Below are 22,678 nucleotides of genomic sequence, written 5' to 3' on the forward strand. Positions count from 1 at the left end.
CTCAGCAAGCAAGAAATAAGGGATTAGATAGGAGACTAGCACTAGGAATTGCGCCAGGCGAAAGCCAATGGGTTAACGACTGGACTGGCGGAAAAACTGCTGCGAGGCAAATTCGTCAATCACCTTCTGTTCCTGTTTAGCCTCAAACTTTTGTTTCGCTTCCGCCTTGTGACTGAGCAGGAGTTCTACCGCCTTTCGCTTTTGCTGCTTAGTCTGCCAAAACTGCTGTGCTTTCAGCCGCTGCTTGTCTGTCTCTGACACGGCAAATAACTGCTTTTCGATAGCATCATCGATCTGGCGAATAAATTGATGAAATTGATGATAACTACTAGCGGCAATCACTTGCCCCTGCTGACCTTCCATCTGCTTCATATAATCGAGACGATATTGCTGCAAGGCATCAAGCTGCTGACGACATTTATTGAGCGTCAATTGTGCCGTTCTAAGCTGAATTGCCGCCTGTTCTTCGGCCTCAAGCGCCAACTTAAGCACTGTCTCCAGGGGATCATGTTTTGCCATAAGCGTTAATCTCTCCGGTCAACTTAGCGCTAAACCTGACACTGGGCACTTAACTGCCCCAACATCAAGGCACTGGAATCGAAACTGATCGCCTCTTTCATGGTTTGCCGTAGGAAGGCATTCATGGCCGGCTGCAACCGAATCGCGTTATCGATACGCGGGTCGCTGCCCTGAGTGTAGGCGCCGATGGAGATAAGATCCCGGTTCTGTTGATACAGAGAGTACATCTGCTTTACTCGTCGTGTCGCTTCCAGATGCGCCTCGCTGATCACCATGGGTGCCACACGGCTAATAGACGCTTCGACATCGATCGCCGGGTAATGACCCGAATCGGCCAACGTACGCGACAGTACGATATGGCCGTCGAGGATCGCCCTCGCTGCATCGGCGATGGGATCTTGCAGATCGTCGCCTTCGGTTAATACGGTATAAAAAGCGGTAATTGAACCTTGGCCCGCGCCGCCGTTCCCGGCACGCTCCACCAGCTTAGGCAATTTGGCAAACACCGAAGGCGGATAACCTTTGGTTGCTGGCGGCTCACCAACGGCCAACGCGATCTCTCGCTGCGCCTGAGCATAGCGGGTCAGGCTGTCCATCAGAAGCAACACGTTATAGCCAAGGTCACGAAAATACTCGGCGATACGGGTCGAGGTTTCACAAGCCCTTAGCCTCATCAAGGGCGATGTATCGGCTGGCGCCGCCACCACCACGCTGCGGGCGCGGCCCTCTTCCCCCAGGATCTCTTCGATAAATTCTTTCACTTCGCGGCCACGCTCACCAACCAGCCCCACCACAATCACATCGGCGGTGGTGCCGCGAGTCATCATCCCCAGAAGCACACTCTTACCCACGCCTGAACCGGCAAACAGGCCCATACGCTGCCCCTTACCCACGGTTAACATGGCGTTAATAGCCCTTACCCCAACGTCCAACGGCTCGCTAATGGCGCGGCGAGCCAGAGGGTTTAACATAGGAGCACGACGAGTCGCTTTCTGATCTGTGTGCAATTGCCCCAAACCATCGATTGGGGCGCCATTGCCGTCAAGCACGCGGCCAAGCAGCCCCATACCGACATTAATTCCTGCCTGCTCACCAAGCGGGGTGACCTTGGCCCCTGGCATCACGCCATTTAGCTCTTCGATGGGCATTAGATACAGCAATTTATCGTCAAAGCCTATCACCTCGGCAACAAGATCTCCTGCCATGGTGGCTATGCTACACAGACTCCCCACGGGTGCCTTGCAACCCGTCGCCTCAAGGGTGAGACCCACCACGCGCACCAGCTGACCACTGGCCTCTGGCATAAAAGGGACAACGCTATGGGTGTGTTGCCTTAGCTTATCAAGCAGTCGGCTTTGACGGGTCTTCATTTTGACTGGTCTCTTGTGGTGCATCGCTTGAAGCAGTATCGTCTGCCGACTCGCTATCGCTTGTCTCAGTGACTGAAGGCTGCGACCCAGACTCTGCTGAATCCGCCTCTGGCATTTTCTCCATCGCGGCTATCTGTTGTAATCTTTGCTGCTCGAGACGCTGCTCACTCTGCACTAAACCTTCGAAAACGGCTTTGATGCGATGCTCAAGCCCCATATCAATCCTGCTGCGGCTATTGCTGACGATGCACTCACCGCGGCTTAGAGTTGGATCGGACTCTAATTCCCAGTGATTCTTGGTTAATTGCGTACTCTCGTAGAGTCGCTCGACGATGGCGATATCCTCAGGGTGCAAACGCAGATGCGCCCCTTGCTCTTTAAGTGGCAAGGCATCGACCCCTTGACGCAGAGCAGCGAGAATATGCTCGGGATGTGTATGTAGTTCGTGACCTATCACCGCCTTGGCTAAGGTCATACTGAGCTGCACCAGGGCTTGTTCTATTTCGGTATCCAGCAAGGACAAGGGCGCCGATAATTGCTGCATTATGGCTTCAAACTGGGCAACATTTTGCTGCGCCTGCGCCAATCCCGAAGCTAAACCCTGCTCTTCTCCCTGGCGATAACCTTCTTGATGCCCCTGCTCTAACCCTTGCAGTCGTCCCTCTTCTAGCCCTTGGGCAAAACCGGACTCTTTTCCCTGGGCAAAGCCTTCAGCTTCGGCCTCGGCGCGAATCGACTCTATCTCCTCCAGGGTTGGCGGCATCACAGGCTCATCGAGCGGTTTCTTCTCTTTTTGTGCGTCGAAACGCCCAAACATATTCTCTTTGGGCTCTTCGATAACAGGAGTGACATCGGGCAACTGCCAATGGCTAAAATCGGCCTGGGATGAGCCACTAACATGCGGGGTTTTCTTATCGTCGGCATTACTCATTAGAGGAACTCATCTCCGCCGCTACCACCGAGGATGATCTCACCGGCATCACTCAAACGACGTGCAATCGATAGGATCTCTTTCTGAGCCACTTCCACTTCGCTGATCCGTATTGGCCCCATGGCCTCAAGGTCATCTTTAAGCAGCTCGGCGGCACGTTTTGACATGTTACCCAGTATCTTCTCTTTAAGTTGGTCGTCGGCGCCTTTAAGCGCTTTCATCAAGACATCCTGCTGCACTTCACGCAGCAAGGTTTGAATACCCATATCGTCAACATCTGCAAGGTTTTCAAATACGAACATAAGATCTTGGATCTGCTGCGCCATCTCTTCGTCGCTTTCGCGCAACGTCTCCATCAACTGACTCTCAACACCTGTGTCGAGATAGTTCATGATATTGGCCGCCGCCTTCAAGCCGCCCATCTTAGCCGCCTGTGCGCCGCCTTGACCGGCAAACTGTTTCTCCATGATGTCATTAAGCTCTTGTAGGGCTGCCGGTTGCACCTCTTCAAGGTTGGCGATACGCATCATCAAATCGAGACGGGTATTTTCTGGCGCCTGAGCAAAAATCTCGGCGGCCTGATCCGGCTCCAGATATGAGAGCACTATGGTCTGAATTTGTGGGTGTTCGTTTTGAATGATAGTCGCCACCTGACGGGCGTCCATCCATTTGAGCGACTCTAGCCCCTTGGCGCCACCGCCCATGATGATCTGTTCGATCAGGTTGCCGGCCTTGTCTTCACCTAGGGCCGCAGTAAGGGCATTACGCACAAACTCTTCGCTGTTAAAGCCGATAGAGGAGTATTTTTGTACCTCCTCCAGAAACAGCTTGTGCACACCGATCACCTTACTTTGCCCAAAGTCTTTCATGGCGGCCATTGCCATGCCCACCTTCTGAACCTGTTTAGGCTCGAGGTGTTTTAGAATCGAGGCTGCATCGGCCTCACTCAGGCTAAGTAGCAGGATGGCTGTCTTCTCGATGCCAGTAAGATCTTTGGTATTGAACTCACCACTGGCTGTGTCGATCTCTTTATCATTACTCATTTTCTTGTAACCATCCCTTGACGACTTGGGTAGAGAGCTCAGGCTCATTAGCTACCAATGCACGTATCGCCTTTATCATATCATCGTCTTTATGCAGATCCGGTATCAAAATCGAGCCATCGTCAGCATAGCTGTATTCCGCATCGGGACGATTGAGCATACCCAGCGTATCGGCGGCGTATTGATCTTCAATCTCGGCCAATTCATCACCCAGTGTTGGTGCGTCAGGCATCTTCTGTCCATCTGGGTAGATGAGACGCTTCAGCATTGGCCTCACGACGAAGAGGATAAGCGCCAGAATGATTAAGCCGCCCATCACCAGTTTGATCGCTCGCCAGAACCAAGGCTCTTCGTAGATAGCAAGCGCAGGCGCTTCTTCGACCAGCTGATCCATAAAGGGCACTGTCACAACCTCAATCATATCACCGCGCTGGGTATTGAAGCCCACAGCGCCTTCAAGTAGGCGACGAATATTGCTCAGCTCCTGCTCGGTACGGGCAACGCGCGTCACCTGACCATCTTCTCCAGCAGGCCCAGTCTTGAAGTCGACCGCCACCGAAACGCTCACACGTCTAACCACACCTATCTGCTGACGGGTATGGCTAATGGTGGTGTCTAACTCATAGTTACGAGTTGCCTCTTTATGACTGGATCCTGGCAGGATTTTTTCCTGAGAGCTTCCGGTGGCTTGCTGAGGAATATTGGCTTCCATTGGCGGCTGATTGCTCAGCGCTCCGGCAATACCGCCAGTGCTGGCGCCGGTTGAGTTATTCTCCACCGTCATTTCACTGCGTACTGCAGGAAGGTCAGGGTTATAACGCTTGGCGGTCTGCTCGACGGCAGTGAAGTCCATATTGACATCCACCTGAGCGGTAAAGTTTTCTGGCCCCAAAATAGGCATCAAAATCGATTCAACCTTGTTGCGATACTCGGCTTCCTTTTGCTGTACTAGCTCAAGTTCGCGGCGCGCTCGGGCGGATACTGCCGTCTGACTTCCCGAGTTTAGCAAGCGACCGTTAGAATCAGTCACTGTCACACGGGTCGGCTCCAAACCATGAACGGCTGAAGCGACGATATCAACAATCGAGTCAACCTCTTCTTGACCTAGTCCACCGCGACGGGCATTGACGACCACAGTTGCGCTTGGCTTAGAACGATTACGGGCAAAAACATTTTCTTTAGGAATCGCTAGGATCACCTTGGCACGGCTGACACTCTTAAGCTCTTCGATAGTGCGGGCCAGATTTTGCTCCTGACTGTTCTTCAGTCTCGCCGCTTCCATCCGCTGGCTAACGCCAAAACCACTGTCTTTAGTAAGAAAATCATCACGGCCAGGCGAGTTGTCGATGCCTGCGCGGCTGAGCATCATCTTGACGTCTTGATACTGATCTTCAGGCACCTTAAGCACATCGACGTCAATTTGGTAATTGACTTTGTTCTTGTCCAGCACATCAAGCACCTGCACCATCTCTTGGGTATCCATCTTGCCTAGAGGACGGTATTCAGGCTCCTGTGCCCACAGCATGACGAAAACTGCCAATGCTAAACAGATAGCCAGCGCCAGGATCATGGTGATCTGCCTAAGCATATCGACACCGCCAAACATGCCGCCGCTTGGCTTATGCTCTTCTTGTACGCCACCAGCCAACATATCCTGTGCTGTGCCAGCGCCTGTTCCGACTACCATATCTGTACTCACGATAAATACCTGCTGTTTTGAATCATCTTAGGGTGATAGTCACCAGCCATGCCTAGACAGGCATACTCATGATCTCTTTATAGGCTTCGACCAACTTATTACGCACCTGAACGGTCGCTTCAAAGGCAACGCTGGACTTTTCGCGAGCGATAACGGTATCAGACAAGGTCACACGGGTGTCCCCCATGTCGAGACGTGTCTGTAACGAGGAAGAGGCTGCCTGCAGGGCATTAACGTTTCCGACAGCCTGCGACAGCAAGTTACCGAAGTCACTGCCACTGGTATTAGCCACTTGTTGAGTGATATTGGGCGTGATCGCACCAGGCTTAATCTCGCCTGTGAGTGACTGCATCTCTTGCAGTAATGAATTGGCACCTATCTGCATATTGGCCTCCGCTATCGTCGTGAATTTGACGAAATCTATTCTTATTCAGTCCAATGCAATATGTTTGCCAAAAATGGAAATAGCGTGACGCCAGCAGCTTTAAACAAGGGCATAGGCGAGAATGAAAGAGACAATGAGGAGAGAAATAGAGAAAATGATGGGCAACAAGAAAAGCGAAATGCAGGCACTAGGTGAGCATTTCGCTTTTCTCTTTTTACGCTTTTACCGACTTCATGCGGGGATCTGAATCCCCATATCGCGCATTCGCGCCATCTTATACCTTAACGTCCTGGCGCTGATCCCCAGCTTTTCAGCCACCTGCTTACGACTGCCATTACACTGGTTAAGAGTTTCAAGAATGATCACATGCTCTTGGGCCTTAAGCTCATCCCCGAGACCATCGGGCTCAGTTTGCTTATGCTCACTGTCACTCAGTGGTTCCAGCATCACATCCTGTGTATCGATAATGATATCCTTGGCACCAATGGCATCACCTGACTGTAAAATCAGCGCGCGCTGTACCACGTTATCCAGTTCACGTACGTTGCCAGGCCACCTATGTCCTAACAAACGCCGACACGCCTGATCGTCCAAAGTTGGCGCCTGCGCTAGACCCGCCGCTTTAGCATGACGCAACACTAAGTGCCGCGCTAAAGGCAAAATATCGGCCGGACGTTGATGCAAGGCTGGCCAAGTCAAAGGGAATACATTGATGCGATAATAGAGATCTTCCCTAAACTCTCCTTTAGTGGCCATCGACTTGAGATCTCGGTTCGACGTTGCCAAAACGCGCACATCGAGCTTAATGGTCTTACGCCCACCGAGTCGCTCAACTTCACGCTCTTGCAACACCCGCAGTAATTTGGCTTGCAACCCCAGATCCATCTCTGAGATCTCATCGAGCAGCAAGGTGCCGCCCTGAGCCTGTTCAAATTTACCCGGACACGCCTGATAAGCCCCGGTAAAGGCGCCTTTCTCATAACCAAATAGCGTGGCTTCTAGCATATTCTCGGGGATCGCGGCGCAGTTTATCGCCACAAACGGCTGCTCAGCCCTTTGACTGTGCTGATGTATGTAGCGTGCAAGTACCTCTTTACCCGATCCACTTGGTCCCATGATCATCACAGAAGCATCGGACTGCGCCACTTTCTGCGCCAACGAGAGTAGCGCCAGGCTGCGCTCATCGGCGACCACGGGTTGATCCTCAATGAGTTTAGGCTTGAGGTAACGAGAGACCTGATTAAGCAGCACCTCTGGTGCAAAGGGTTTGGCGAGATAATCCACCGCCCCTAATTTAATTGCGCTGACGGCGCTGTCTATGGTCGCATAGGCTGTCATGAGCAAGATGGGGATCTGTGAGCAGTGCTGCTGCAGGTAAGCCACTAAACCCAGGCCACCTATGCCTTCCATCTGCACATCACTGATCACCATATCGAAATCGTGCCCCTTGAGCGCGATTATCGCTGCTTCGGCCGACTCGACATCGACACATTCATATTGAGCAAGTAACAGAGTATCCACTAATGCTTCGCGCAGTGAAGCATCATCTTCAACAAGTAGTATCTTGGCTTCAGCCATGGCTCACCTCCGGGGTCGACTCGGCTTGGACCGCTGGCAAATTAAATGAGGCGCGGCATCCCTTCCCCGCAATACAATTGAGCAGCAGGCGCCCTTGGTGGTTAGCAACCACAGTTTGCACAACCGCCAAGCCAAGACCTGTACCTTGCGCCTTGGTCGTGAAGAAAGGCTCAAGCACCTTCTCCTGCATTGCGGTGTCTAACCCTTTTCCGTTATCGACGACTTCAAAGGCTATCGCATGCCCATCATCGACGGCATTTAGCCATACCTGACTGGCGCCGGCTTCTATGGCATTGATCACCAAATTGTTAATCGCTGAGCTAAGCGCGGCAGGATTAGCTTTAAATAACTGAGTGGATGCAAGATTTAAATGCAACTGACAAGATTTTCGCTCGGCAATGGGCTCGCAGTTTGCCATTACAGACCCCATGACATGCTGCATATCACAGACCTCGCTCAACTCCTGCTGACGCCCCTTGGCCATCAGCAACATATCATCTACCTGCTGTGACAACTCGTTGAGCCTATCAATCAACTTACCTTGGAAACGTTCTCTGGCCGGTTGTGCCAAACTAGGACTTCCGAGGTTAGCCGCATATAACAGCGCCGCCGATAAAGGCGTGCGAACTTGATGAGCTAAACTGGCCACCATTTTGCCAAGAGCGGAGAGTCGCTGCAGATGGGAGAGATTTTTTTGTAGCAAGCGGGTTTCGGTCAAGTCTGTCAAAACAATAAGCTGACCGGGTTCTGGCGTTAGTGGGGTGATAGCCAGTTTAACTCGGCGACCATTTTTCAATGATACCTCGTGGCCATCATCATCCTGTGGAGAAAAGGCGCGATTGATGATCTGCAACCAGCGCATTCCAGTTAAGGGCTGTCCCAACAGTTGCACGGCGACAGGATTGGCATCGGTAACTACACCATCCCCATTGATGATCACTACGCCTGAAGGCATGGCCTGTAAGATATGCTCCATGCGACTGGACATAGCATCATTGGCAACGACACCGGCGACCATAGAAGGTCCCCGTGTTGCCTGCGCCTGTGCTGAATATGCCACCTTGGGATTTGCGGCCATAACCACTCCGTCAATAAATTGCTGCTAACCGAGTGAATGCAGATAATATGCCAATTAAAAAATCATAATTAACAAAGAATTATAGTTAAGAAACGACAAAGGCCCTGAAATGGGCCTTTGTTTGTTGCATTGTGGCGAGCTGGAATTAATCTTTACTCATGCCGTACTTACGCATCTTCTCAACCAGCGTGGTGCGGCGAATACCAAGCATTTCAGCAGCGCGGGCAACGACGTTGTCTTGTTGATCCAATGCCTGGCGAATCATGTCTATCTCAAGCTCTGCCAGCAGATCTTTAAGGTTAACGCCTTCCGGCGGCAACTCGCTAGGGAAACGGCTCTCTGGAATATCGACCGCTACCTCATCACTAAAGATAGACGCCAACGCATCGCGCTCCAGCTCCTCTTCGCTGACCTGCACCTGATATTCCGGCACATCAATATGGCGGTATTTCAACGGCAGATCGTTCACATCGACCAAGCCACCAGGATAAAGGATGGTAAGACGCTCAACCAAGTTAGACAGCTCACGCACATTACCCGACCAGCTATGTTCTTTAAGAGACTCAATAGCCCGCTGGGTAAAACGTACCTTGCCACGACCTTCGTTGTAGACGCGGCTGACTAACTCTTGCAATAGTAATGGAATATCGTCTTTGCGCTCACACAGAGCCGGCATCTCTACAGGGAAGACATTGAGGCGATAGAAGAGATCTTCTCTAAACTCGCCATTGGCGATCATGGTCTCTAGCTCTCTGTGGGTCGCGGCGATAACACGTACGTTGGTATGTATGGGCTTACTGCCACCAACCCTTTCAAACACGCGCTCCTGCAAAACCCGAAGCAGCTTAACCTGCATCTGCAGCGGCATATCACCTATCTCATCGAGAAATAGGGTGCCCCCTTCGGCAAGTTCAAAACGCCCTTTACGGGCGCTGATGGCGCCAGTAAACGAGCCCTTCTCATGACCAAATAGCTCACTCTCCAGCAGCTCTGGCGGTATAGCGCCACAGTTCACCGGAATAAATGGGCCATCGCGGCGATCAGAAATATAATGAATATTACGGGCAACGACCTCTTTTCCCGTACCAGACTGGCCTAAAACTAATACTGTGGCATCTGAACCCGCGACCTGATTAATCAGATGGCGAACCTGAGCAATACCTTCACTGCGGCCCACTAAACTACGAAATAACTTGGTCTGATTACCACTGGTTGGCACATCGGGACGTTTGGTGTGCACAAACACCTGACAAAAATGCAATAACTCTGTCAGCTGGGGATAGTTCAGCGGCTCTTCGATACAACCTAAAATATTACTTGCTGAGACATCACCGTTAGCACCCAGCAATAAAATCGGCTGCCAAGGCATGGAAGTAGCAATAGATTGCAACAAGGTCTTAGACTGAGCCTCTTGTGCAATAACAAGCGCTCTATAGCGGGTATTCGACATTCGAGATTCGAGTTTATCGACAGGAAGCAATTCGACTTGCTCACCAAGAAACTCAAAAACACAAGATAAGCGATTAATTCGCTCTGACTGATTACCGACAAGTAGAATTCGTTGATCTGTATGCATCATTTAAGAAGGCCGTAAAGCACTCAGTGTTATTCGCATTAATTATTAGTGTTAGTTGCTTAGAAAGCGAGATAATCGTTTTAAATCAATTTTGCAAAAAACGACTATCACACGGAATAGTGTATTATCAGCAGCATATTAGCAAGTATCAGATTCATTTTCTGACAAACTCATCTGATTTTAGAGCAAATTCTCAACGTATCAAGCAACAGGCGCCAATCAATTGACGCCTGCCAAAAAGTTATTGTTCAGAAAGGTAGTAACTAAGGCTAAATTGCTTCTGTGTGCGATGCCAAATGATGCTCATTTTGAGGAATCGCATCCCAACCTTCTTTGATGGTTTTAAGCAGTGTGACCACATCGTCTATGGCCTTAACATCATTGTTAACATTAGCCTCAGACAAACGTACCAGCATATAGTCGTAGAGCTGTGAAAGATTTGCGGCAACATCACCTTCAGCATCCATATTTAGGCTGCCATTCAGACCATTTACAATGCCGATGGCCTTGCCGATCAATAAACCTCGCTGAGCCACATCGTCCTGTTCAATGGCGCATTTCGCTTGGGCTAAACGCTCTATTGCACCAGTCAACAACATTTGGATAACCCGATGCGGTGAAGCAACACTTAAATCACTCTCCACTGAAACCTTTCGATATGATTGCATTGAACCACGCATATTTACACCTACCTGTTTGATTCTATTGCTTGATAAGCCTTAATTTGACGCTTAGCAGCAGTATTTGAATGTAATAATGACAAACGATGACTCAACACCTTTTTACTTTTAACCGTTAATCTTTGACTGAGTATAAGCTGATGTTCAAGTGCTTCTCTGTCGGTAAAGTCATCATCAGACACTAAAGCTTGCAACAAGGTTGCCCGCTTCTCTATTAATTCATGCAATTCCTGCACCAAACTAGACGACAATTCATCCTCAGCACTCACACTGTTGATTTTATCTAAAACTAACAGTGCCTTACTATTAATATCGTCTAACAGATTAATATACTCGTTCACTCCGACCTCAACCATTCATTCAATTGGTGCTAGCAGTGTTAATCGTCATGCCAATATTTCGACTCAGCTATCAGCAGCTTTGAAACGCAAATAACATCACTCTTTTGAAACTAGTTATTTTGCTTCACCACGCCTGGCAACGAGTCTAAACGGGAAATCAACATATTCGACTGTGAGTTTAAGTTCGCAACCACCAAGTCCATCGCGTTAAACTGCTTATATAATCTATCTTCATACGCAGCCATTCTGCGGTTTAACTGTTCACGACTATCGGCAATACGCGACAACTGCTCATCTAACGAATTGTCGCGTCCATCGATAATCCCTCCCGACTTCACATAAGTATCAACCAGGTTCGACATTTTGTGGGCAAGACCAGTTTCTTCAGTGGAAAACAGTTCGGCAATAGCTGACTGATTATTTTCAATCGAATCTTTCAGCTTATCAGAATCGATTTCCAGTAAACCTTCACGAGTCGTCTTCACCCCGAAGTTAGCTAACATCTGCATGCCATCTGAGGTGTCTACACCAGATGATACCATTCCACGTAACTGACTCTGGATGCTTCGGGGTAAAGCATCGCCCTGTAATATACCCGCTTGCTTAGTATCGGCGTCATATCCGGTGAGGTCCTGAATCGTAGTCATTAACGCATTATATGACTCGACAAAGCCTTCAATTGCGCCCTTGGTTTTGGCAGTATCCTGGCTGACTGTCAGGGTCGTGGTCTTAGCAATATCGGCATCAGTTAGGGTTAGTGACACGCCTGTTATCGCATCGTCTATACTATTGGTTTGTGATACCACTTTAACGCCATCAATGTGCACTATGGCATTTTTAGCGGGCGTCAGCTCGCTCATAGTAAAGGTATCAGAAAGCCCTGTACCCACACCAGTGTCGGTAGCCGTCACCGAAATGCTGTTATCTTCGCCAGTCTTTTTCGAACCCAAGACCAACTGAGGCCCTAACTCACCATGAATAATAGTCGCCGTAACATCTGTGTTGTCTTCGGCAGTATTAATCTTTTCCATGATATTGGTGAGCGAGTCGGTATCCGACACATCAATATTAAAGGCTGTACCGCTACCGACACTAATAGATAAAGAGCCTTCACCTATGGGAGAAGTATCATCGGCAACCACAGCGGTACCAACTTTTTGGCTTTGTGCCAGTTGCTCCACTTGCACTTGATAAACACCCGATACCGCGGATTTATCTACGCTAGCAGACAGATAATCTTTGGTTGAAGTAACCACTTTTTGACTACCAAAGGTCTCTGCCTTAGTTAAGGATTCAAGTTTACTGTTAAACTCAGACATGGCGCTTTTTAATGCCCCAATGCCTGAGATTTGGGCATTAAGCTTACCTTCGTTGACATCAAATTTAGCAATTTTGCTGGCACTCTCAGCATTAACCAATGCCGAAACAATACCACCAATATCTATACCTGAACCAATACCGACTGCAGTTAAACCCATAGTAACCTCTACTAGACCTCAGTTTTCATTAACAAGCCCGCCACTTCATTTAGCTTTCGGGCGATCTCTAATGCTTCCTCATTGGGGATCTGACGGATCAAATCACCGCTTTGTACGTCAATCACCTTGACCACTTGCAAACCTGAATCTTCGTCGATATTAAAGGCTAAGCCTTTTTGCATCAAACTCATACTCGCAGCAATGTCATTAACAGCTTGATTGAGTTCTTCGGCGTCTGCTTTTGATACCTGATTTACCTGACTCACCGAACGCTCGGTATCGCCTGCGGATTGAATACCCTCATCCGCTAAGGGGGGCGACACCAGCTCGGCCTTTTTATCGACCATGTGCGCCAAGCTATCTTTTCGCTGCGACGGCATCGAAGTATTAGGAAAATTAACGTCCATGATACACCTCAATCTATTACTTTTAAGCAATTAATAAGCCAAAAATGACTTTCATCGATTGTCTAACCGCTTAATATTGAATACACCCCACTTATAAGGCAAAGGGAGAGCCGTTGCCGACTCTCCCTATCCACCTTACTCACTAACGGCTTATCACTCGATTATAGTAGTGATAGGGCCACCTGTGGCAGCTGATTCGCTTGAGCTAGCATGGCAGACGAAGTCTGAGACAGAATCTGTTGCTTGGTCATCTGTGCGGTTTCCTTGGCGAAATCGACATCCTGGATTCGACTACGGGCGTCGGATACGTTAGTCGCAATGCTATTGAGGTTGTTGATGGTAAAGTTCATGCGGTTTTGTACTGCACCTAAATCCGCTCGTTGGCTGTCAATGCCTGCAATAGCTGAATCAATAATAGCCAACGCACTTTGAGCCCCCTCAGCAGTACCTATATCAATAGTGGATACTGAAGCCAAAGAAGAAGCTGTAGCCCCTAATGCTTCAGCTGTAGTACTGCCTGTAATAGTAAAGCTGCTAGAGCTATTCACTTCAACATAACCAGATGCGGTCACATCCGCAGCAGCTGTAACTGCCGAGCCACTCAAATTACCATCAGCGTCATAGGAGTCCATGGTAAATGCTGTAACGGCAGTTCCTGATACTGAGTAGCCGGTAATACTTATGTTATCGCCATTTTCGTTGACGAGCTCAATCTTGCCCCCCTCCAACTTGGCACTCAAACCTACACTGCTTGCACCGGCATTGATTTGATCCACGATATCTTGAGAAGAAGTGGCACTGGTAATACTAAGAGTATTTGTACCGCTGGCCCCTCCTACATCCAAATCAAAACTCACAGAATTCGTGCCCGCAGCTGGTTGAAAATCCAACTGCACAGCAGTTCTTGCTTCTGCTTTTACACCTGTACCAGTTGCACCATTTATAGCTGCAGCGTATTCAGCCGCTGATGAATTGGCACCAACACTCAGACTACCAACTGTCTTACCATTACCTGACACAGTTAAAGTGTCGGCAGTTACAGTGTTTGTCGTGCCAGCAACAACAGCACCGAACTTACTTCCACCACCTGCAATCTGATTGCTACCAATCGCAGTCGCAGACACATTACCAAGTGTTACAGAAATCGTTTCATTAGCATTGGCACCAACCTGAAATGCCTGAGTTCCATAGCTACCATTCAACAACTTTTGGCCACCAAAGGAAGTAGTATCAGCTATACGAGTAAGTTCTGTTTGCAGTGAGGCAATTTCTTTCTGCATAGAAGCGCGATCTTCTGCAGAGTTAGATCCGTTAGCTGACTGTAGGGACAAGTCACGCATACGTTGCAGAATATTGGTTGACTCCTGCATCGCGCCTTCGGCAGTCTGCGCAATCGAGATACCATCGTTGGCGTTACGTTGCGCCACCCCCAGACCATTGATCTGGCTGGTCAAACGGTTGGAGATTTGCAGACCGGCGGCATCGTCTTTGGCGCTATTAATACGCAGCCCCGATGACAACCGCTCCATTGATGTTTTCAATGCGTTATTGGCATTGCTGAGGTTCTTTTGTGAGCTCAGTGAAGTCACGTTAGTATTGACGGAAATTGCCATAGTTGGTTCCTCTCTTGCTGGTTGACCGCTGGCTAGCTGTCAAGCCAGGCGGAGCTAATCTGTACATTAACTGTAGCGGCGGCCAGCAGAGAAACTTTAGCCAAAATATATTATTTTTTACCAACCTCATTAAGTCTATGTATTTTATAGATTTAAATGCGAGATATAGCCATAGCAATCAACTAACGACTGTACTACTTTAACCAGCAGCAAGAGTAAATGAGACACAAGGGGCCTTTAGACCCCTTGTGTCTCATTATATAATTTCCAGTTCAAAGTTAGCCAAGTAACGACAAAGCTACCTGTGGTAGCTGGTTCGCCTGGGCCAACATGGCAGACGAAGTCTGAGACAGAATCTGCTGCTTGGTCATCTGTGCGGTTTCCTTGGCGAAATCCACATCCTGGATTCGACTACGGGCGTCAGATACGTTAGTCGCAATGCTATTGAGGTTGTTGATGGTAAAGCTCATGCGGTTTTGTACTGCACCTAAATCCGCTCGTTGGCTGTCAATGCCTGCAATAGCTGAATCAATAATAGCCAACGCACTTTGAGCCCCCTCAGCAGTACCTATATCAATAGTGGATACTGAAGCCAAAGAAGAAGCTGTAGCCCCTAATGCTTCAGCTGTAGTACCGCCTGTAATAGTAAAGCTGCTAGAGCTATTCACTTCAACATAACCAGATGCGGTCACATCCGCAGCAGCTGTAACTGCCGAGCCACTCAAATTACCATCAGCGTCATAGGAGTCCATGGTAAATGCTGTAACGGCAGTTCCTGATACTGAGTAGCCGGTAATACTTATGTTATCGCCATTTTCGTTGACGAGCTCAATCTTGCCCCCCTCCAACTTGGCACTCAAACCTACACTGCTTGCACCGGCATTGATTTGATCCACGATATCTTGAGAAGAAGTGGCACTGGTAATACTAAGAGTATTTGTACCGCTGGCCCCTCCTACATCCAAATCAAAACTCACAGAATTCGTGCCCGCAGCTGGTTGAAAATCCAACTGCACAGCAGTTCTTGCTTCTGCTTTTACACCTGTACCAGTTGCACCATTTATAGCTGCAGCGTATTCAGCCGCTGATGAATTGGCATCAACACTCAGACTACCAACTGTCTTACCATTACCTGACACAGTTAAAGTGTCGGCAGTTACAGTGTTTGTCGTGCCAGCAACAACAGCACCGAACTTACTTCCACCACCTGCAATCTGATTGCTACCAATCGCAGTCGCAGACACATTACCAAGTGTTACAGAAATCGTTTCATTAGCATTGGCACCAACCTGAAATGCCTGAGTTCCATAGCTACCATTCAACAACTTTTGGTTACCAAAGGAAGTAGTATCGGCGATACGAGTCAACTCTGATTGCAGAGCAGATAACTCTTTTTGCATGGCAGCTCGATCTTCCACGGAATTAGAGCCATTAGCCGATTGCAGCGACAGATCACGCATACGTTGCAGAATATTGGTTGACTCCTGCATCGCGCCTTCGGCAGTCTGCGCAATCGAGATACCATCGTTGGCGTTACGTTGCGCCACCCCCAGACCATTGATCTGGCTGGTCAAACGGTTGGAGATTTGCAGCCCGGCAGCATCATCCTTGGCGCTGTTGATCCGCAGGCCAGATGATAGACGCTCCATAGAAGTTTGTAGGTGGTTATTGGCACCATTCAGGTTTTTCTGCGCCTTCAGTGAAGTAACATTAGTGTTAACTGTAATAGCCATATTGCTTTCCTCTTAGTAGTAGCATTGCCAAGACTAGGAGCTTGGCTAAACGTGTTAATCAGGTTAATCAACCAAACTGCTCATATACTCTCTAGATCTCTAGAACAGTAACTTCAGGTCGATAACCCTTGAACATTGCTGATATAAAATATCGTGGTAATCGATGCATTCAATCTGCTTGCTAATTAGTCGCCTTGCAGATCATTCGATTCAAATTTTTCTATATATAGTCAAACAAGGTTGTTGATCCGACTTTAGTAAATACGCTAGACACCGCATTTAGTGCCACCTGCTGCTTTTCAAGCTCAGTAATGGCTTCGGCAAAATCGAGATCTTCTAACAGCGACAGTGCAGAGGTATTCACCAGTTTTTCCTCAGTGTGGCTTGATAGATAACTTTCAGCCCGTTTAAGGTCATTACCCGCTATGCCTCTGTCAAAATCTATCTGTTGCATACCGTTACTCATTTGATTCAATAACTGTGCCAATTCAGAATCACCTTGCGGTGTATTGACTTTTGATGGATCTTCAAGAAGCGCTATCGCCTGATTAATGGTGTCGAAAATACTCACCTCGGTTTGCGGTGACAGCGTAAAGGAGTCTCCCGCAGCGGGCGCCCCGTCGATTGTCACTTCTATACCGTTAAAGCTAACTGGGTTACTGGCATCAAAATTAGCAAACGTCCAGGTAGTCGCAGGAGTAGCAGAGTCTGTTACCGTTAAATCAAGACCACCCGCGCCATTATCGGCAAAATCAAAGGTGTACTGCTCGGGAGCTACAGGCACGTGACCTGCTTGATCGACTATTTTTGCGCTTTCAATATAGATATCGCCTGTTTGCCCCGGCAAATAATTGACACTAAAGTCGCCCAATGGATTGGCTGCTTTCATAAAAGCACTATCACCCGGCAAATTGGTGCCTATGGTAACGCTCGATGCCACGATTGCTTGCCGTATGCCGCTATCGCCGCTGTAAATAACTTGCCCTGTACCGTCGAACGAAAACGGTTTAGTCGACGTCTTGTTGCCCGAAAAAAGATAATTGCCTGATTCATCTTTGCTGTTGGCAATACTGAGTAACTCTTCGAGGCTCGATTTCATCTCATTGGCAATAGTTTGCCGGTCTGTTCCGCTAAGGGCACCATTGATCGTCCTTAATATTTGATCCTTTACTGAGCTAGCCAGCGTCTCGGCACTGCCTAGCTTGCTCTCGGTCAAGGCCAGGCGATTGGTGGCATAGTCGATATTCTTCATAAACTGATCGACCAAGGCATTTTGCTGATTGAGGTTATCGATACCAATCGCCGCCACAGGATCGTCACCCGCGGTATTGACTCGCTTGCCGCTGGCGATCTGATCGATGATCTTGCTGGTTGCCGATTGCTTGTTAAGCACGCTATTAATGTTTTGATTAAACATCTGCGCCGTTGAGATCCGCATAATAAAAGCTCCTATCTCACCGAACTAAATAAGGTGTCGAAAATTTCAGTGGCCGTGGTCATGATACGAGCCGATGCCTGATATGACTGTTGAAAACGCATCAAGTTGGCAGCTTCTTCATCCAGGTTGACCCCTGATTCACTCTGCACTCGGGTATAAGCTTGGGAGTAAACCGCTTCGGCAGACCCCAGAGCGACCTCGGCAGCTTTTGCCTTGCCGCCAACCTGCAACTTTGTGCCTTCATAGACGTCGGCAAGGGTCGAACCGCCATTGTTCATCAGCTTGGTTTCCGCAAGCTTAGCCATGGCGACCGCATTGGTGTTATCCCCTTCGGCAAAGCTGAGATCGAAGGTAAATCTATCGGTTGTCGAGACGCTGGCATCCACCTCAAAGGTGAAGCCATAAGCGCTGATAGACGGCGGCGTATAAGCTGCCGTACCAAGGGTATTTCCGGCTGCATCAAACACTTCAAAGGTACTCGTCCCAGTATCTATCGCAAAGGTCAGCTCACTGCCGGTTAACGGAAAATTAGCCGCATTGCGATTATCGATACTCACCAGTTTGACCAGTTCGCTGCCCGTACTGGTATTGCTGGAAATCTTGGGTGCGGCAGCGGCGATCCCTTTAGGATCTGTCATCACCACCTTGATACCGGCTGCGGCGCCTGATGTTGGACGTATCTCAAACCTGTCGCCCGACGCCATGACACCAGAATCAATATTAATGCTAAAGCCATCGCCGCCGGTCAACTGAGTGCCATTTAAGGTCAATGGCGTCACAGTGCCGGTTTCTTGATCCCTGAGTTCATAGGTAGCTGGCGCAGTGAAGCTCAGCTCATAGCTGCCGCCAGACAGGGCACTGACATCATCAATGTTGACCCTAAGTGCTGCATTGCCTGTGTTGTTCTCATAAGCCCCGACACGGCCAACGGACATGGCGGGATCATTGATATCCAAGAAGAGATCACTCCCCACCTCACCATTAAGAGCGAAACCTTGAGACTGGGCTTGATTAAAACTGTCGGCGATCCCTAAGGCTAACTGACCCATCTCCAGCTGAGACGGAATTAAAGTGTCATCACGAAATTGAAACAATGCCCCTAGGCTGCCACCCATCTTGCTGGGGTCGACAACTAACGTCTGGCTGCCAGCGGTGCTGGTGATGCGCAACTCGCCAGGATAAGGATCGCCAGTGGTTGAGCCCATCTGCATCGAAACCTCACCAGACACCAGCATCACAGCGCCGCCCAGCATAATGCTCTTAGCGCCAGATTCGAGTGGGATCACGTTAACCTGAGCGTATTCGCTGAGCTCCTGGATCAAGGAATCTTGCTTGTCGAGCAACTGCATATCAGCACCCTGGGACTTCATCAACTCTTGGTTGATATGACCAAGCTCAGTGCTGATCTCGTTAATCCTATCTGTCATCGCCGAGATCTGGTCATTGGTCTGTTTCATCTGACCATCGAGATGCGACTGCATCTGGTTTAGCGCCTTGGCGATCTGATCGGCATTGCCCAGCAAACTGCCACGAATACCCATGTCGTCAGGTAAATCCGCCAAACTATTCAACCCGGCAAAGAGATCGTTAAGGCTCTGAGGCACAGCCTTGCCTATCTGAGAAAACAGCTGGTCAAGCTCGCTCATCTTGGTCTGTGTCGTCTGCGCCTGACTCATCGCCGTCTGACCGATGCGCAGCTCACGCGCAGCGTATTCGTTATAGATACGTTTCACGTCGGTAATATAGGTACCGGCACCATAAAAGCTATTGCCCAGACGTTGAGATTCCAGGCTAGATTGCTCTGCCACCTGACGATGATAACCATGCGTATTGGCGTTAGTGATATTGTTACTGGTCACCGCCAGCTGTGACTGTGAGGCAAGCACGCCGGTACGGGCGATATTAAGCAGATCCATCGACATTATGCTTTACCCCTTGTTTCACCTGTTGTTAATTGAGAATTCATCACCTATCACTCTCCGATCATTACTCGCCAAGCATGGCTGCGCCGAGTTCTTTGGTTACGGCCTGCATCACCTTGATCACCTTATCGGCGTAATCTGGATCTGTGGCATAACCGGCGTCTTGCAGGCCACGGATAAAGGCTGCGGGATTAGCGGCCTGCTCCATAGCCTCTTGATAACGAGCGCCCTCGGAAATGAATGAGACGAAATCGTCAAAACTTTGTTTAATATCCTGGTACACCCTAAAGTCGGCGCGCTGTTTCACCGCAACCCCATGTTCAAACTCCAGGGTACTCACGCCGGCGCGTTCGCCATCCCAGCGGCGATCGGCCTTAATATTGAATAGATTATTGCTGGGCTGACCATCGGCGCGGCGCACCATTTTCTGTCCCCAACCGGTTTCGAGTGCCGACTGGGCAATCAATACCTCTGGGCTGGTACCCAGCGCTTTCGCAGCCTGCTCGGCATGGGGATAAATCGCCTTCACAAACGCCTCGCGGCTCTCAAAGCCCTTATTTGCCAAAGCAGTCGGTGCCTGCGACGGCAATACTTTGCCGCTCACCAGTTCATCAAATATGTGAGGCAGGGGCTTGTCGGCGCTCGATGCCTTGCTTTGAGGCTCAGTCTGAGGCACTGCTTGTTGGGTACTATTGGCAATCGGACTCACCATGCCACCACGCAGCACAGAAGCCGGCGTCAGCTGACTGGTCTGCGGCGAAAGTTGCTGCACCATGAGATCAGCAAGGCCCAGCATCCCCTTGTCCGACAGATTGACCGACATCTGCTGATCGTGCATCTGCTCGTAAAACTTGGTGTATTGGCTATTCATGGGGCTGTCGGACTCAAACACGGCATTGGCGTCACGCATGCTTTTCATCAGCATCTGCACAAAGATACCTTCGAACTGCTGCGCCACCTCTTTAAGCGCTGCCTTGTCATCTTTTTGCGCCTTGGCACGTAGGGAGTCCAGGCCCCCTATGTCCAAGAAATGCGATGCGTTTGACAGCTTATCCATGTTGAGTCCCGATGCCTTTGCGACGACTAAATCGTCTGTGACAAAATTTAGATGATGATAAGTTCACCATGCAAAGCACCTGCCACCTTTAACGCCTCAAGTATCGCCAACACATCTGAAGGCGCGGCGCCAACCAGATTCACCGCACGAACCAACTCATCCAGCGTAGTGCCGGGATTGAACAGGAACATACGGTTATCCTCTTGAGAGACATCTATGGTGCTGTCAGTGGTCACGACTGTATTGCCGCCCGCCAGCGGATTAGGCTGAGATACCTGAGTCGCCTCGGCAATGGTTACGGTTAGGCCACCATGGGTCACAGCCGCTGGGAGTAGACGTACATCTTTACCCACCACTATGGTACCGGTGCGGGAATTCACAATCACCTTGGCCGACTCAGAGGCAGGCTCTACTTCGATATTTTCAAGTGTCGCCAAAAATGCCACACGCTGAGAGACATCACGCGGCGCGCTCACCTGCACAGAGGCGGCATCTAACGGACGGGCCATGCCTGGACCTAACAGCTCGTTGATAGAGTCGGCCAGACGTTTTGCGGTCGAAAAATCGGCGCGGCGTAGGTTAAAGGTCAAATGATCCCCTGTCGAAAATGGGGTCGCAACGGTGCGCTCAACAATGGCGCCATTAGGAATTCGGCCGACAGTGGGGGTATTTTGAATCACCTTTGAGCCATCGAGCCCTTCGGCGCTAAAGCCACTGACCACCATACTGCCCTGTGCGATGGCATAGACATTACCATCGACCCCTTTTAGGAAAGTCTGCAACAAGGTGCCACCGCGCAGGCTCTTGGCTTCACCAAGACTTGAGACGGTCACATCCAAAGTCTGACCCGGCTTGATAAACGCCGGCATATTAGCGTGCACCGCGACAACGGCGACGTTTTTAATCTTAGGGCGGAAGTTATCGGGCAAATTGATGCCGAAGTTCTTCAGCATGGTCTTAAAAGTCTGCTCGGTATAACGCGTCTTCTCACCCGTACCAGGCAAACCCACCACTAAGCCGTAGCCAATCAGCTGGTTGCTACGCACCCCTTGTACATTAGCAATATCTTTGATGCGCTGGGCCGAACTGACGCTTGAAAACACCATCAGGGCACAGGCCAAAATTATTTTGATCTTCATGGCATCGCTCCTTAGAAGGGCCACCAGTCACTCATAAAGAACTGGCTTAACCAGCCCACTTTCTGAGCATCGGCAAAGGTGCCTGTACCACTGTATTGAATACGGGCATTGGCCACGCGTTGAGAATCAATCGTGTTATCGGGGCGAATATCTTGCGAGCGCACTATCCCGGTTACCCTGACAAACTCATCGCCATTATTGATGGTGATCCACTTTTCGCCGCGGATCACCAAGTTACCGTTGTTAAGCACCTGCATCACATTGGCGGAGATACTGCCAGACAGGCTGTTGCTCTGATCCGCATCTGACTCACGCTTGGTATTCATGCTGTCTTTGTAGCGCAGATCGATAGGCGTACCGCCTATGGTCACATTGCCGCCACCGGCATAGATGGGATCTAAACTCAGATCCGAGCCCTTCTTGATCTCATTGTTGGCGCTCTTTTTCGCCTGAGTCGACTCTTGCAATATCACGGTAATGATATCGCCAACCTTAAGCGCCTTGATGTCTGAATAGAGGCTAGATGCTTGGCTGTCTTGATACATGGAGCCAGTTGCCGCAATTTTTGTCGGCGGCGCCTCGGGATACACTGGCGCATAATAAGGGTCATCGGCAATCGGCTTCTGAATGGTTGAGCTGCAACCCACCAGCGCCATGGCGACCACTAAAATAAGCGACTTAGTCATCTCAA

The 22,678-nt window shown here is 49.6% G+C and carries 20 protein-coding genes; all 20 read right to left on the reverse strand.

The window, feature by feature from the left end; all coding sequences use genetic code 11:
* Positions 1-72: 72 nt before the first annotated feature.
* Positions 73-519 (reverse strand): flagellar export protein FliJ, encoded by a 447-nt coding sequence (gene fliJ / locus CFF01_RS12655; RefSeq protein WP_088905036.1) that lies wholly within the window; start codon positions 517-519, stop codon positions 73-75.
* A gap of 29 nt (positions 520-548) precedes the next feature.
* On the reverse strand, positions 549-1,889 hold the full coding sequence (gene fliI, locus CFF01_RS12660) for a flagellar protein export ATPase FliI (RefSeq protein WP_088905037.1): 1,341 nt from the start codon (positions 1,887-1,889) through the stop codon (positions 549-551).
* A complete protein-coding gene (gene fliH, locus CFF01_RS12665; protein WP_088905038.1) occupies positions 1,861-2,820 on the reverse strand; it encodes a flagellar assembly protein FliH in 960 nt (319 codons plus the stop codon). The genes fliI and fliH overlap by 29 nt, the downstream gene beginning before the upstream one ends.
* The gene (fliG, locus tag CFF01_RS12670; protein ID WP_033540690.1) at positions 2,820-3,863 is read right to left on the reverse strand and encodes a flagellar motor switch protein FliG; all 1,044 of its coding nucleotides are present in this window, start codon (positions 3,861-3,863) and stop codon (positions 2,820-2,822) included. The genes fliH and fliG overlap by 1 nt, the downstream gene beginning before the upstream one ends.
* A complete protein-coding gene (gene fliF, locus CFF01_RS12675) occupies positions 3,856-5,550 on the reverse strand; it encodes a flagellar basal-body MS-ring/collar protein FliF (protein ID WP_033540691.1) in 1,695 nt (564 codons plus the stop codon). Before fliF ends, fliG begins: the two co-directional genes overlap by 8 nt.
* Positions 5,551-5,614: 64 nt before the next feature.
* Positions 5,615-5,947 carry a flagellar hook-basal body complex protein FliE gene (gene fliE / locus CFF01_RS12680; protein WP_088905040.1) on the reverse strand — a complete coding sequence of 111 codons (333 nt, stop codon included), beginning with the start codon at positions 5,945-5,947 and terminating at the stop codon, positions 5,615-5,617.
* Between the two features lie 231 nt (positions 5,948-6,178).
* Positions 6,179-7,525 (reverse strand): sigma-54-dependent transcriptional regulator, encoded by a 1,347-nt coding sequence (locus CFF01_RS12685; RefSeq protein ID WP_088905041.1) that lies wholly within the window; start codon positions 7,523-7,525, stop codon positions 6,179-6,181.
* Positions 7,518-8,543 (reverse strand): sensor histidine kinase, encoded by a 1,026-nt coding sequence (locus CFF01_RS12690; protein ID WP_232479567.1) that lies wholly within the window; start codon positions 8,541-8,543, stop codon positions 7,518-7,520. The genes CFF01_RS12685 and CFF01_RS12690 overlap by 8 nt, the downstream gene beginning before the upstream one ends.
* Positions 8,544-8,748: 205 nt before the next feature.
* Entirely contained in the window at positions 8,749-10,182 is a 1,434-nt protein-coding gene (locus CFF01_RS12695) for a sigma-54 dependent transcriptional regulator (RefSeq protein ID WP_033540695.1), read from the reverse strand.
* Between the two features lie 266 nt (positions 10,183-10,448).
* Positions 10,449-10,859, reverse strand: a complete 411-nt coding sequence (gene fliS, locus CFF01_RS12700) for a flagellar export chaperone FliS (protein ID WP_088905043.1) — start codon at positions 10,857-10,859, stop codon at positions 10,449-10,451.
* An 8-nt stretch (positions 10,860-10,867) separates the two neighbouring features.
* Positions 10,868-11,200 carry a flagella biosynthesis chaperone for FliD, FliT gene (locus CFF01_RS12705; protein WP_157704997.1) on the reverse strand — a complete coding sequence of 111 codons (333 nt, stop codon included), beginning with the start codon at positions 11,198-11,200 and terminating at the stop codon, positions 10,868-10,870.
* Between the two features lie 110 nt (positions 11,201-11,310).
* Entirely contained in the window at positions 11,311-12,678 is a 1,368-nt protein-coding gene (gene fliD, locus CFF01_RS12710; RefSeq protein ID WP_088905045.1) for a flagellar filament capping protein FliD, read from the reverse strand.
* Positions 12,679-12,689: 11 nt separating this feature from the next.
* Entirely contained in the window at positions 12,690-13,085 is a 396-nt protein-coding gene (locus tag CFF01_RS12715; protein ID WP_232479438.1) for a flagellar protein FlaG, read from the reverse strand.
* A 161-nt stretch (positions 13,086-13,246) separates the two neighbouring features.
* The gene (locus CFF01_RS12720; protein ID WP_088905046.1) at positions 13,247-14,698 is read right to left on the reverse strand and encodes a flagellin; all 1,452 of its coding nucleotides are present in this window, start codon (positions 14,696-14,698) and stop codon (positions 13,247-13,249) included.
* A gap of 278 nt (positions 14,699-14,976) precedes the next feature.
* Positions 14,977-16,431: a flagellin gene (locus CFF01_RS19380; RefSeq protein WP_088905047.1), complete on the reverse strand. Its 1,455-nt coding sequence runs from the start codon at positions 16,429-16,431 to the stop codon at positions 14,977-14,979.
* A gap of 220 nt (positions 16,432-16,651) precedes the next feature.
* Positions 16,652-17,869, reverse strand: a complete 1,218-nt coding sequence (flgL, locus tag CFF01_RS12730; protein WP_088905048.1) for a flagellar hook-associated protein FlgL — start codon at positions 17,867-17,869, stop codon at positions 16,652-16,654.
* A gap of 11 nt (positions 17,870-17,880) precedes the next feature.
* Positions 17,881-19,791 (reverse strand): flagellar hook-associated protein FlgK, encoded by a 1,911-nt coding sequence (gene flgK / locus CFF01_RS12735; RefSeq protein WP_088905049.1) that lies wholly within the window; start codon positions 19,789-19,791, stop codon positions 17,881-17,883.
* A 64-nt stretch (positions 19,792-19,855) separates the two neighbouring features.
* Complete coding sequence (gene flgJ / locus CFF01_RS12740) at positions 19,856-20,848, reverse strand: flagellar assembly peptidoglycan hydrolase FlgJ (RefSeq protein WP_088905050.1); 993 nt, start codon at positions 20,846-20,848, stop codon at positions 19,856-19,858.
* Positions 20,849-20,895: 47 nt separating this feature from the next.
* Positions 20,896-21,987, reverse strand: a complete 1,092-nt coding sequence (locus tag CFF01_RS12745) for a flagellar basal body P-ring protein FlgI (protein WP_033538469.1) — start codon at positions 21,985-21,987, stop codon at positions 20,896-20,898.
* Positions 21,988-21,998: 11 nt separating this feature from the next.
* Entirely contained in the window at positions 21,999-22,673 is a 675-nt protein-coding gene (gene flgH / locus CFF01_RS12750) for a flagellar basal body L-ring protein FlgH (RefSeq protein ID WP_033538470.1), read from the reverse strand.
* Positions 22,674-22,678: the final 5 nt, after the last annotated feature.

It is taken from the genome of Shewanella marisflavi, from assembly GCF_002215585.1.
Lineage (GTDB): Bacteria > Pseudomonadota > Gammaproteobacteria > Enterobacterales > Shewanellaceae > Shewanella > Shewanella marisflavi.